This is a genomic window from Blautia sp. Marseille-P2398 (genome assembly GCF_964240315.1).
Lineage (GTDB): Bacteria > Bacillota > Clostridia > Lachnospirales > Lachnospiraceae > Blautia_A > Blautia_A wexlerae.
Genome location: NZ_CAXSTD010000028.1, coordinates 1 through 12,629, shown reverse-complemented (window position 1 = coordinate 12,629; position 12,629 = coordinate 1). Strand labels below are relative to the sequence as shown.

Annotated in this window: 10 protein-coding genes and 1 riboswitch; of the genes, 4 read left to right on the top strand and 6 right to left on the bottom strand. The window is 42.8% G+C overall.

Annotated elements, in window-relative coordinates; genetic code table 11:
• The first annotated feature begins 235 nt into the window (after nt 1-235).
• On the top strand, nt 236-904 hold the full coding sequence (locus ACESZG_RS18525; protein ID WP_008705442.1) for a response regulator transcription factor: 669 nt from the start codon (nt 236-238) through the stop codon (nt 902-904).
• An 81-nt stretch (nt 905-985) separates the two neighbouring features.
• The gene (locus tag ACESZG_RS18520) at nt 986-2,149 is read left to right on the top strand and encodes a cell wall metabolism sensor histidine kinase WalK (protein WP_055058974.1); all 1,164 of its coding nucleotides are present in this window, start codon (nt 986-988) and stop codon (nt 2,147-2,149) included.
• A 9-nt stretch (nt 2,150-2,158) separates the two neighbouring features.
• Here the strand turns inward: ACESZG_RS18520 and ACESZG_RS18515 are convergent, their stop codons facing one another.
• The 3 genes from ACESZG_RS18515 to ACESZG_RS18505 all read right to left on the bottom strand — a co-directional run bounded on the left by ACESZG_RS18515 (nt 2,159) and on the right by ACESZG_RS18505 (nt 4,769).
• Nucleotides 2,159-3,214, bottom strand: a complete 1,056-nt coding sequence (locus ACESZG_RS18515) for a low specificity L-threonine aldolase (RefSeq protein ID WP_022381172.1) — start codon at nt 3,212-3,214, stop codon at nt 2,159-2,161.
• A 104-nt stretch (nt 3,215-3,318) separates the two neighbouring features.
• On the bottom strand, nt 3,319-3,723 hold the full coding sequence (locus ACESZG_RS18510; RefSeq protein WP_008705446.1) for a DUF1284 domain-containing protein: 405 nt from the start codon (nt 3,721-3,723) through the stop codon (nt 3,319-3,321).
• 170 nt (nt 3,724-3,893) lie between these two features.
• Entirely contained in the window at nt 3,894-4,769 is an 876-nt protein-coding gene (locus ACESZG_RS18505; RefSeq protein WP_055054095.1) for a DMT family transporter, read from the bottom strand.
• A 602-nt stretch (nt 4,770-5,371) separates the two neighbouring features.
• Nucleotides 5,372-5,475, top strand: a riboswitch (TPP riboswitch).
• 114 nt (nt 5,476-5,589) lie between these two features.
• On the opposite strand from ACESZG_RS18505, the gene thiW reads away from it, so the two are divergent.
• Together thiW and thiM are read left to right on the top strand one after the other, a co-directional pair.
• Nucleotides 5,590-6,177: an energy coupling factor transporter S component ThiW gene (thiW, locus tag ACESZG_RS18500; RefSeq protein WP_020993246.1), complete on the top strand. Its 588-nt coding sequence runs from the start codon at nt 5,590-5,592 to the stop codon at nt 6,175-6,177.
• Nucleotides 6,107-6,883 (top strand): hydroxyethylthiazole kinase, encoded by a 777-nt coding sequence (gene thiM / locus ACESZG_RS18495; protein WP_118575902.1) that lies wholly within the window; start codon nt 6,107-6,109, stop codon nt 6,881-6,883. The genes thiW and thiM overlap by 71 nt, the downstream gene beginning before the upstream one ends.
• 58 nt (nt 6,884-6,941) lie before the next feature.
• Here the strand turns inward: thiM and ACESZG_RS18490 are convergent, their stop codons facing one another.
• From ACESZG_RS18490 to ACESZG_RS18480, 3 genes are all read right to left on the bottom strand, one after another.
• Nucleotides 6,942-8,342 (bottom strand): MATE family efflux transporter, encoded by a 1,401-nt coding sequence (locus ACESZG_RS18490; protein WP_330575048.1) that lies wholly within the window; start codon nt 8,340-8,342, stop codon nt 6,942-6,944.
• Nucleotides 8,343-8,597: 255 nt separating this feature from the next.
• Nucleotides 8,598-9,932 (bottom strand): chloride channel protein, encoded by a 1,335-nt coding sequence (locus tag ACESZG_RS18485; protein WP_144136700.1) that lies wholly within the window; start codon nt 9,930-9,932, stop codon nt 8,598-8,600.
• Nucleotides 9,933-10,258: 326 nt separating this feature from the next.
• On the bottom strand, nt 10,259-12,259 hold the full coding sequence (locus tag ACESZG_RS18480) for a right-handed parallel beta-helix repeat-containing protein (RefSeq protein ID WP_227219480.1): 2,001 nt from the start codon (nt 12,257-12,259) through the stop codon (nt 10,259-10,261).
• Nucleotides 12,260-12,629 lie beyond the last annotated feature (370 nt).

The window sequence follows — 12,629 nt, the reverse complement described above, 5'->3', positions numbered from 1 at the left end:
CGTATAAATTAACACAAAATAAAGTACATCAATCAACTTTGAGACACTGTATATAGTATGAAAAAACAGTTTTTCAGCGGCGTCCCTATAGAGGTGAGGGAATTCTTGCTACGGTTGTTAAAAGAACTTTGTAATCGGATATTTTAATATGAAACATTTTCTTTTTTTACACGAATTTTATACTTCGTGTGCTATGATAAAACTATAAATCTAGAAATTCAAAAAGGAGACTATCATGCACATTTTAATTATAGAAGATGAAGAACAGCTCTGCCGTTCCATGGCAGAGGGGCTCCGCATGGACGGATACGAAACAGATACCTGCTTTGACGGAGAAGAGGGACTGGAATTATGTATGACAGAGAATTACGACCTGATCCTTCTGGATCTGAACCTGCCGGGAATTGACGGTCTGGAAATCCTGCGTCAGTTCCGTACCTTCAATACCAATACTCCTGTTCTCATACTCTCCGCAAGAGTACAGATCCAGGATAAGGTAGAGGGGCTGGATCTGGGAGCCAACGATTACCTCACCAAGCCATTTCATTTCGAAGAGCTGGAAGCCCGCATCCGCAGCCTTACCCGACGCAAATTTATCCAGGAGGATGTCTGCCTGAGATGCAGCCGCATTACCTTTGACACACGTACAAGAGAAGCCAGTGTAGATGGCACGCCTCTGGCTCTCACCAGGAAAGAAAGCGCACTTCTGGAATATTTTCTGCTTCACCGCAACCGGATCATCAGCCCTGAGGAAATGATCGAGCATCTCTGGGACGGCAGCGTGAACAGCTTCAGTAATTCCATCCGGGTGCATATTTCTTCTTTAAGAAAAAAACTGCGAACTGCCCTTGGATATGATCCTATACAAAATAAGATTGGACAGGGATATATTCTGGAAGAATAAAAATCATTCATATCTGTACAATAAATATTTTCAGATTTCAAATACTACTATGTCATTATAATGAAACGAAAGGATTTATCTATGAAATTTTATTCAGAAAAACTTTCCCCCCGCAGGCTCTCTCTCCAGTGGCGGCTCACATTGCTGATCTCCGGGCTGGTTATCACAGCCTGTGCACTGATGTATTTCTTCATCAGCCGTTCTGCTGTGACCGGCCTGGAAGGGATCTCCGACTATGTGGTTCTGGTCACCCCCGATAATTCAAACCCGATCTCCATCAATGTAGATCCAAAAATCCTCATCCCTGATCTGGAAAACCAGATCCAGAATACCAAAAACAATTTTTTGTTCCAGAGCATGATTGCCACAGGTATCATTATTCTTCTCAGCAGTATCTGTACCTGGTTTGTCACCAGAAGAGCCCTGACCCCCCTGCGCAGATTCAGCGACAGGATCCGCCAGGTACAGGCACAGAATCTGTCTGAACCGCTGGAAGTCCCACTCTCAGAGGATGAAATCTCACGTCTGACCAGATCCTTTAATGACATGCTTGCCCGCCTGGACAATGCCTTCTCTGCACAGAAACAGTTTGTGGCAAGTGCAGCACATGAGCTTCGCACACCCTTAGCTGTAATGCAGACAAATCTGGAAGTTTTTTACAAAAAGCCGGAGCACGCACCCCAGGAATACGACAGACTTTTCACCATGCTTCAGGAACAGACCGGACGGCTTTCCCATCTTGCGGAAATCCTGCTGGACATGACAGGTCTTCAAACAGTAGAGCGTTCTGACACTATTTCCCTTGCAGCACTCACAGAAGAGGTTTTCTGCGATCTGGATCCGGTTGCAGAAAAACATCAGGTCCGGCTTATTCAGACAGATGGCGACTGTACTGTTACAGGCAGCTATATCCTTCTGTACCGGGCAGTCTATAATCTGGTTGAAAATGCGATCAAATATAACCGGCCTTCCGGTTCCGTTACTGTAAGCATTCATTCTGCAGAATCTGCAGTCCTGGAGGTAACTGACACAGGCATCGGTATCTCCCCTGAAAATCAGGAAAAAATTTTTGATCCCTTCTACCGTGTGGACAAATCCCGCAGCCGCGCCATGGGCGGTGCAGGTCTGGGGCTTGCTCTTGTAAGCGAGATTGCCAGACAGCACAACGGCCAGGTAAAAGTAACCCAGAGCAGCGAAAAAGGCAGTACCATTGCCCTGATACTGCCTGAATCAACTGACTATTGATTTTTTCTCTTATTTATTTTTTTCCAGAATCTGAATTAGTTTCTGTGTATCTTCCATAGTAGTAGCCCAGCTTGTGGCAAAGCGGATCACAGAGTGTGTCTCATCATACTTCTCCCAGAATCCGAACTCCACATCCTGGGCTATTTTTTTCATTACCTCATTGGACACAATACAGAAGATCTGATTGGTGGGAGTATCCAGAGAAAGCTGATATCCATATTTCTTCAGTGCATCCTTGATCTGCTCTGCAGCTTCCATTGCAGGTTTGCCGATCCGCAGGTACAGCCCGTCCGTAAACAGCTCACCAAACTGGATTCCTGCGATCCGTCCCTTGGCAAGCAATGCTCCATGCTGCTTGATGATCGTAAAAAAATGAGGAATCCGTCCTTTCTGCGGTATAACCACTGCTTCTCCAAACAATGCTCCGCATTTGGTTCCTCCAATGTAAAATACATCGCTAAGTTCTGCCAGATCAGTGAGAGTCACATCATTCTCCGGGCTTGCCAGTGCATAGGCAAGGCGGGCGCCATCCACATAAAGGGGAAGATGATTTTCCCGGCAGACTTTGCTGAGAGCTGCTAATTCTTCTCTGGAATACAGGGTACCATATTCTGTTGGCTGGGAAATATATACCATCCCGGGCATTACCATATGCTCATAATTGGCATCATCATAGAAATCCTTCACCAACTTCTCAATCTGCTGTGCAGAGATTTTTCCATCTTTCTGCGGTACTGTCAGAACCTTATGTCCACCAAATTCAATAGCGCCAGATTCATGGGTTGCAATATGACCTGTATCCGCAGCCACAACTCCCTGATAGGATTTCAAAAGTGCATCGATTACTGTGGCATTGGTCTGTGTTCCGCCAACCAGCAGGAATACTTCTGCCTCCGGCGCATTGCAGGCTTTTCTGATCTTTTCTTTCGCATCTTCTGTATATGGATCCTGACCATAGCCCACTGTTTTCTCCAGGTTTGTCTCCATCAGCTTCTTCATGATCGCAGGATGCGCACCCTCCATGTAGTCACTGGCGAAATATAAACGTGATTCTGTATTTTCCATTTTTATCGTTATGTCCTTTCACTGCACTATTTGCGCATTTGACTTTTTTATTCATAGCTTCTGTTCTGTACCGGAACGCTATTCATTCTGTTACTCTATTTTTCTTAGCATTTCTCCCATCTGCTCTTCTGACTTTCACAGATGGAGTTCCACTGACAATTCCCACAGATTTCTTTCCTCTTTCCTGATGCCAGGATTTTCTTTTGAACAACATCTGTAAAATCATCAAATTCCATGATCTGTCCATTCTCCAGGCCGCATAGTTCCAGCACTGCATTGTCATATGCTTCTACAAGTGAAAAGGAAGAACAGCATCCTTTTTCATTATTCGGACAGGCAGAACAGATCTCGTCTGTATCTGCATGAAGCTGTATCTTTGCTCCCTTCTGGAAAATATCCAGCATTTCCTGCATATGTGCGGAAAACCCGTTACTATATCCCTCACCCTTGAAATATGCAAGGCACATTCCATGGTGAGGGCGTAGTGGAATATTTTTTATAAAAGACATCTTTGTGCACCTTTCTCCTTAATTTTTTAACATATTGGATACTTTAACACAAAGCGTTTTTATTGACAACTTTTTTTATTTTATAGTTTACAATCCGATAATTCTATATACTGATCTGATTTCATCAGACTTACTGGATAAAATCAGAAAAATCCTTTTTTACTTTTTCTTCATTTACCAGCCTTAGCTACCCTCATATTATAAAGAAAGGTACCCAATGATGCCAGAATAATCAGCACATATCCTGTAAAGCTGTACTTATCCGGAATCTCTCCAAACAGGACAAATCCCAGCATCGTGGCAAAAATAATCTGCGAATAATCAAAGATGGAAATCTTCCCTGCAGGTGCATAGGTGTATGCAGCCGTAATCGTAAACTGTCCGCCCGCTGCGAATAATCCTGCCATCAGCAATGTCACAAGCTGCTTCATACTCATGGGTGTGAAATGGAACAACATCCAGGGTACAACCGACAAGCAGGAGAAAAATGAAAAATAAAACACGATAACCGGTCCCTTCACTCCGTGAGTTCCCAGTACACGCACCATCGTATACGCAATTCCTGCTCCCAGTCCACCGCAGACTCCAATCAGTGCCGGAACAAGTGCCGCATTCTGAAATCCCGGTTTCACTACAAATAAACATCCGATAAATGCCAGCGCAACACACGCAGCCTGTGCCGGTCTGATCTTTTCCTTTAATAAAAGGAATGAAAAAATAATCGCAAAAAACGGAGATAACTTATTCAGGATCGATGCATCTGCCACCAACAGATGGTCAATGGCGTAAAAGTTACACAGAATCCCCAGTGTCCCGCACACACAACGCAGGATCAGTGGTCCCCAGTATTTCTTATCCACCTTCGGCACTGTACGATTTTTACAGAGAATCACCGCCGCAAACACCGCCGCCACCAGATTCCGGAAGAAACTCTTCTCCACAGACGGCAGATCACCTGCCAGACGCACACTCACATTCATACAAGCAAAGAAAAACGCCGACAGGATGATCATTATCATACCCTTTATGTAATTTTCCTGTTTCATCAGATTTAACCTGCCTTTCTGTCCATGCAGACAGCTTCTTTTTATCATATGCTGTCTGTCATCTACCTGTTAATCATAGCACGGACAACTGTTTTAGTACAAATAGATTTTTTATTCCAATTCGTCCTAAACCATGTTATACTATAAGAGCTGTCGAACCTCCAGCAGAAAGGAGGTGAGTTTCATGGAAGAAATTCTCGTCACATTTCTTGTCTCTGTTTTAGCAGGCGTAGTTAGCTACTACATATGCAAATGGCTGGACGGCAGACACTAGACAGCAACAGCCCAAACGGAACAGCTCACCGTAACGAGCAAGAAAGCCCTCAGAGCTGCAACTCTGAGGGCTTTTGTTTCTTTAGTTCGCTTCATGGAATCTCGTCACATTCCTTAGCTACTGTTAGTATATGCTGAAAAAAATAAAAAGTCAACTTAAAAATAATATTAGGTAGTATAAATTTACTGTAGGAAATTTACCCTGCTTTTACATCCCATTGACTTTTCCAAAAGCTTGTGTTACTCTAAAGCGTGTTTGAAAATTGTAACGCACATCTTGCGTAAAGCATTTTTCAAATACGCTCTAACAAAAGAAAATCTGCATAATGGATAATAACAACGGGAGCCTGTGGGACAGGCTGAGAGGAAGATAGATCTTCGACCGCACCTGATATGGATAATGCCAGCGTAGGGACTGTATTTGTATATTAAAATCTGCCAGTGTGTTATTCCGGCAGATTTTTTTGCAGGATTTTATCTGCTTCCTGCACAACTGATAATGTCTGCTTCGGCAGACCAAATCTTAATTTCAAGGAGGTTCATTATTATGAACACAGACAGATCAAAAACACTCAGAATGGTCATGCTCGCCATGATGGTTGCCATCGGCGTTGTCATCTCACCTATTCTGAGAATCGAGGGTATGTGCCCTACTGCACACCTGATAAACATCGTCTGTTCCGTACTTCTGGGACCGTGGTATTCATTGCTTTGTGCCACTCTCATCGGAATCATCCGAATGATGTTTATGGGTATCCCGCCACTTGCACTGACAGGTGCCGTATTCGGCGCATTTTTATCAGGCGTTTTCTACCGCGCTTCTCATGGAAAGATTATCTGCGCAGTGATCGGTGAAATCTTCGGAACCGGTATCATAGGCTCTCTGGTTTCCTATCCTGTAATGGCATTTCTTATGGGCAGAAGCGGACTGAACGCATTTTTCTATACACCAATGTTTCTGGCAGCAACCTGCATGGGCGGCACCATTGCCTACTTCTTCCTGAAGGCCTTAAGTCACGCAGGAATGCTTGCCAAATTTCAGCAAAGCCTTGGAGCAAAAGTATATGACCGTAAATCAGACAAATCCCAGACAATTGACCAGAGCAGCACAGCCGCTGATTCATTGCATCACTAATCCGATTTCTATTCATGACTGTGCGAATATTATTTTGGCGGCCGGAGGCCGCCCGATCATGGCAGAACATCCGGCAGAAGTAGCTGAGATCACCAGAAACTCTCATGCACTGGCACTGAATCTTGGAAATATCACTGATGCACGTATGAAATCCATGCCTGAATCTCTGAAAATCGCTGCCAGTCTCCACATACCCGTTATGCTTGATCTGGTAGGAACCGCCTGCAGCAATCTGCGCTATGAATTTGCGCAGAAGCTTATGAACATCCACATGCCTGAACTCCTTAAAGGAAATATGTCTGAACTTCTTGCCATGTCCGGACAGACCGCACATGCAATCGGAATTGACGCAGGCGTACAGGATGTGCTTACAGATGCCAATCGTTCCCATCTGAAAGAACTGTTCCAGGAAAAGGCTTCCCAGTGGAATACCACACTTCTTATCACAGGCAAGGAAGATATGATCGTCTCCGCCAACAAGTGTGAATTTATCACAAACGGTACTCCTGCCATGTCACAGATCACAGGAACCGGATGTATGCTTGGAATGATCTGTGCCACCTATCTGGCAGTTACAGACTCATTTACAGCTGCCGTCTCAGCAGCCAGAGAATTTGGCACAGCAGGAGAAAGAGCAGAGAAAAACAGCTCCGGACCCGGAAGCTTCCAGACAGAGCTGTTCGATCAGTTTTACAATCTTTTATAAAAAAGTTCCCGTCAGACAATATGGACAAATTTCTTCCATATCATCTGCGGGAACTTTTTTATACTATTTCCGCACTGCGCATTTTTCCCAGTTCTCGTCTCGCAAACACAATCGCCAGCGCAAATGCCGCTGCATCTGCGATCGGTCCTGCATACATCACTCCATCAATTCCCATAAACAACGGGAAGATAATGATCAATGGCAGAAGAAAAATCACCTGTCGTGTCAGAGACATTACAATACCCAGCTTCGCCATACCGATAGAAGTAAAGAAACCGGAAGATACCGGCTGGATACCGTTTGCAAAGGTCATAAACATAAATATTTTCAGATAACGTTCTGCAAACTGAAAATACAGCTCACTTCCTGTTCCGAAGATACCCACGATCTGGTGTGGAAATATCTGGAAACAGAAAAAGAATATCGTTGCAATTACTGTACAGGCAGTTACAGAATAACGGTATGCCTGTCTTACTCTGTCATATTTCTTTGCTCCGTAGTTAAATCCCCAGATTGGCTGACTGCCCTGAGAAATACCAATACAGATTGCCATAAACACCATATTGACTTTGGAGATAACACCTACACAGGCAATGGGAATATCACTTCCATATACGGAATTTGCTCCATAATAACGCAGAATATTATTTAATACGATTTGCACGATCGCCATGGCAATCTGATTAATGCAGGATGCAAGTCCCAGAGAAATAATTGCTTTAAGATATGACAGCTTTGGTTTCAGCATCCCACCGGACAGATACATTTTGCGGAACTTACAGAAGTACACAATTACCAGAACTCCGGAAGCAACCTGTCCGATCACTGTTGCCCATGCAGCACCCTTAATTCCCCATCCGAATCCAAAAATAAACAGCGGATCCAGAATAGTATTGATGATCGCACCTATCATAATACAGACCATAGAATAAGTCGGACTTCTGTCTGCTCTGACCACATGATTCCCGCCGACAGACAAAATATAAAATGGAAGTCCAAATGCAGTAATACCTGTATAATCAACAGCATAAGGCATAACATCTGCAGTTGCCCCGAACAATGTCAGAAGTGGTTTCAGGAACATCAGTACAATCACAGCAAGTATCAGACCACTGATTGCCAGTGACGACAACGCAGTACCTGCAATCCCGCTAGCTTTCTTCTCCTGTCCTGCCCCCATTTCCAGATTATAATTTGATGCACCGCCAATTCCCAAAAGCAATGCCAGCGCAGTTGCGACCGTTGTAACAGGAAACGCCACATTTGTAGCTGCATTTCCCAGCATCCCCACACCCTGGCCAATAAAAATCTGATCCACGATATTATACATCGCACTGACCAGCATACTGATAATCGCAGGAATCGCAAACTTCGCGATCAGACCGCCTACCGGCGCTATACCAAGCGGATTCTGTGCCTGCGAATTTATCTCCTGCGTACTTTGGTTACTTTTTCCCAAGTGAATTCCATCCTCTCTCTACATATTCGATATAATTTCTATCACTGCTATTTTATGATAAAACACTTTTCAGGATAACTTCTATTATCTCCCTGCCCCACTATACCGTATCATTTACTTTAACATTTATTCTCTTTCCCTGCAACGTAAAAAGCATGCAAACTTTTTCCGGATTCCTCCCAAAAGTTTACATGCTTTTTCTGTCAAGCCGATCAATCGGATAAACTTATCCGATTCGCAACTTACTTGATTCAGTTAAAATCTTGTATGTTTATTCACATACTTCGCCTTATACTTAGAATACACAATCGTCTGATCCTTATACAGCCCATAATATCCTGACGCTGCATAACTGATAGAAACTGCGATCAGATAAAAAGAAACACCCTTAAATCCAAACATCTCAAATGCGATCAGAATCGATGTGATCGGACAGTTCGTTACTCCACAGAATACTGCTGTCATTCCGCACGCCGCACAAATAGACGGAGAAAGTCCCAGCCAGTTTCCCATCACACAACCAAACGTCGCCCCAATACAGAACGATGGCACGATCTCCCCGCCACGGAACCCTGCACGCATCGTCAATGCTGTCAGAACTAATTTCCAGAAGAAGTCCAGAGGTCTTGCCTGTCCTTCCTCCACTGCCTTCTCAATCAGCTCTGCACCTGCGCCCATATAATCTGAAGTTCCCAGAAGTAATGTAATTCCAATCACCAGACAGGATCCCACAACTACACGCACATATGGATTCTTAAACCACCTTCCATATGCTCCGGCAACTCCATTCAGCACCATACAGAATACAATACTAATCACTGCACATCCAACAGCGATAGCACCCATTTTCAAACCCGTTTCAATAGTCAGCTTCGGAATATCCACTACATGAAAAGTCTCCGGTGTAACTCCCATTCCTGCCGCAAATCCGGATGCAACCAGGGAAGCAATCATACAAGGCATCAAAGCTGTATAATACATCACTCCTACACTGACTACCTCCAGTGCAAAAACAGCCGCAGCCATCGGTGTTCCAAACAATGCAGAGAATGCTGCACTCATACCACACATAACAATTACATGTCGGTCTTCCTCATCCAGATGAATCCAACGTCCAAGCTGATTAGCAATACTTCCACCAAGCTGTATTGCCGCACCTTCACGTCCTGCAGAGCCACCTGCCAGATGCGTAAGTGCTGTAGAAATGAAAATCAGAGGTGCAGATAAAATCGGCACATCGTCCTGTGATCTCACAGTAGAAAGCACCTGATTCGTACCTCCATCATCCTTACCAAATTTCTCATACAGGTATACAATAATTAATCCCATCACCGGAAGCAGATAGAACATCCATTCATTTTCTTTCCTGTAATTTGTCACACTCTTCAGCACAAAAGAAAACAGTGTACTCGCCGCTCCTGTAATACATCCTACAAGTACCGCGATCATCAGCCATTTTACAAGATTTCCCACATCACGCTGAATCTCACTACTATAATATTGAAGCTTTTTTTTCAGTAAGCTTTTCGCTTCCGTACTTTGTTCTTCCGTGTCATTCTCCTGATCTGCACGCTTTTCCTCTTTCTCCATTTCCCCCTCTTACCTTTCCTTATTATTTTACATACAAATTTGCTATTTCTATTTTAGCATACATTTTCCATATCTACCAGAAAGATAAGACAGAGAAAATAAAGGTTATTGGAATTATATGTTACTGTTCACTCCGTTCACAGTAACGTAGCCAAAATTCATTCCAGATTGCCTGCGGCAATGGAATTTTGGCTTATATGTCTCGGGATTTTGGCATATTCATGCCAAAACACCTCGCGGAATAGTGGTGTGTGAACAGTAACAATTATATTACTGCTCACTCAGGCGTAGATTCACAATTGTATCCGATAACTTACTTAATTCGTTTAAAATACAGTACATATATTAACGTTTTTCCCAACGTCTTCCTTCTCTGCAAAAGGTCCGGGAATTACCTTGGCACCTCTGTGTCCTCCAAAGTAATCGGTATCAAATGTTATCGGTGTTCCATCCGGATTTTCGAAGAATTCTTCCGGCTCAAAAGCTTTTCCCAAAACTTCTGTATTGATCATACGTCCGGAGAAATCTTCAAGAATCTCATATATATTTGTATCCAGGAAATATTTTCCGTCTTTCTCTGTTAATTCTACCTTCACATTCTCAGAAGAAACGAACCCATTTTTCTCATGTTTCCATGCCTTTGCACCATTAAGATAAACATTTCCTTCACTCCATACCGGTAAATGATCAAAATGAACTGATTCCAGTTTCTTCATGTCTGCAGGTTTTGTAAAATCAAACTGTGAAATCCATTCATCATACGTTGGATACTCATCAAACATCCAGGTTCCGACTTTTCTGTTTTCAGAATCAAATCCATCATCAGAATCATGCATTGTAATAAAATCTTCTGAAGGCCATTTCTGGACGAAAATATTATTATAGAAACGATCATCTCCATGAAGTATAGTCATAAATCCCATAACCTCTGTACGATGAGGCATATGATATGGTGTATAACGCCAACTGGTTCCTTCGCCTACACAAGTTAAAGCACCGCAGATCAGATTATGTACCATAGCAACACCCTGAGTAGCAAAACGCAGGCTAGCATCTGATAAAAGGATATTGTTATCAATAAGAGTAGGACCATGACCTACTTCAACAAAAATATCCTGGCACATCATACCACCTTTCAACTGTTTAGCAAATGCCGGACGCTGATTGTCATGGAGCAGGTTCTGAGAAAGTCGTGTACCCTGAGCTTCCCAATCACACCAGATTCCCATAGTACAATGATGAATATGATTTCTTCTCATAATAACATCAATTGCAGCATGCATTTTAATTCCGGCAATTTCTGCTCCGCCCAATTCCATCATATTGTTGATATGGTGAATATGATTATCCTCAATAATACTGAATACACCACCCATACGCCCGATAATACCACCCTGCTCACAGTGGTGGATATTGTTTCGGCGGATAATATGACTTCCTACTTTTTCCTTAAGCCAGCCATGATACTGTCCACGGCATACCGCGTCTCTTTCCATTTGAGTTGGACTCTTAACATATTTATTAGTAAAATAATGATCATTTTCCGGATCATAATATTTTCCAAGAGAAATTCCTGCACATTTGCTGTTAGAGATTTCGCAGTCCTCAATGATCCATCCTTTACTCCAGTGAGGCCCGATCATGCCATCCTGATAAGCTGCAGGCGGTGCCCAGGTAGTTGCTGCTTTTGTAACTACGAAACCACTGACTGTGATATATCCAACACCTGTTTTTGATGGCATAAAGCATTCACGGCGTACATTAATTTCTACATTTTCCTCATTTGGATCTGCTCCATGAAAATTCGCATAAATTACTGTCTCATCTTTTTCCTGATCCTGTTCTGTGTACCATTTATAAGTAGATTCCTCCGGAACCCAACTACACTCATAGACCTCGGCTTTAATACATTCCTCTACACTTCCAGCCTCATAAAGTGCTCGGTTATTAAGATATACACATCCTGTATGTTTGTCAGCTTTAGCAAAATACCAGTCTCCATATACCATAGTTGTATATGGATTATAGTTGCCAAAAAGACTGTTCGCAACACGGCATACCCATACGTTTTCCTTATAAGGAACCCATGACTGAATTCGTTCTGCTCCAGTAATAACTGCCCCAAGAGGCTCTACACTCCTGTAAGTAATTCTGGCATCCTCTCTCCCCGCATGAACAGGATCTACATATTCCCGATAAACTCCAGGAGTTACCCAAACTTCATCCCCCGGCTGTGCAATTTTTGCTGCATCATTAATATGACGAAACGGCATCTGTTCTGTACCATTACCATCATGACCAGCATTTACATTTACATAAATCTTCATGAAAAACCCTCCCATATATGTTTCTATTATAGCAGTCCTCGTAAATAATGCATTTAAGACAGTTCAGCATGATTTCACACTCTGATGGACTGGATTAAGATGTATTATTTTAGAGGATTAATAGATTCTATAAATTTTGCTTATAATTTTAAAACCCATTTTCCTGCAAGACAATATATTTTTAATCCCACTTTCTATAATTTTCTATGTAAATGGTCAGAAGTTTCAGACATTCCTTTCTATAGATTTTTGCACACAAAAAAACCAGCTAGATGATAGCTGGTTTTTACTGTACCTTCAAAACTACATACATGTTGACATTTCCTTGAGATTCATTCTTCCTGCGATTCTTGGTCAAGCCCTCACCCGA

Bases quoted from the DNA above. Each gene is read 5' to 3' on its own strand.
- ACESZG_RS18525 (WP_008705442.1), top strand. From the start codon at position 236: ATGCACATTTTAATTATAGAAGATGAAGAACAGCTCTGCCGTTCCATG.
- ACESZG_RS18520 (WP_055058974.1), top strand. From the start codon at position 986: ATGAAATTTTATTCAGAAAAACTTTCCCCCCGCAGGCTCTCTCTCCAG.
- ACESZG_RS18515 (WP_022381172.1), bottom strand. From the start codon at position 3,214: ATGGAAAATACAGAATCACGTTTATATTTCGCCAGTGACTACATGGAG.
- ACESZG_RS18510 (WP_008705446.1), bottom strand. From the start codon at position 3,723: ATGTCTTTTATAAAAAATATTCCACTACGCCCTCACCATGGAATGTGC.
- ACESZG_RS18505 (WP_055054095.1), bottom strand. From the start codon at position 4,769: ATGAAACAGGAAAATTACATAAAGGGTATGATAATGATCATCCTGTCG.
- thiW (WP_020993246.1), top strand. From the start codon at position 5,590: ATGAACACAGACAGATCAAAAACACTCAGAATGGTCATGCTCGCCATG.
- thiM (WP_118575902.1), top strand. From the start codon at position 6,107: ATGACCGTAAATCAGACAAATCCCAGACAATTGACCAGAGCAGCACAG.
- ACESZG_RS18485 (WP_144136700.1), bottom strand. From the start codon at position 9,932: ATGGAGAAAGAGGAAAAGCGTGCAGATCAGGAGAATGACACGGAAGAA.
- ACESZG_RS18480 (WP_227219480.1), bottom strand. From the start codon at position 12,259: ATGAAGATTTATGTAAATGTAAATGCTGGTCATGATGGTAATGGTACA.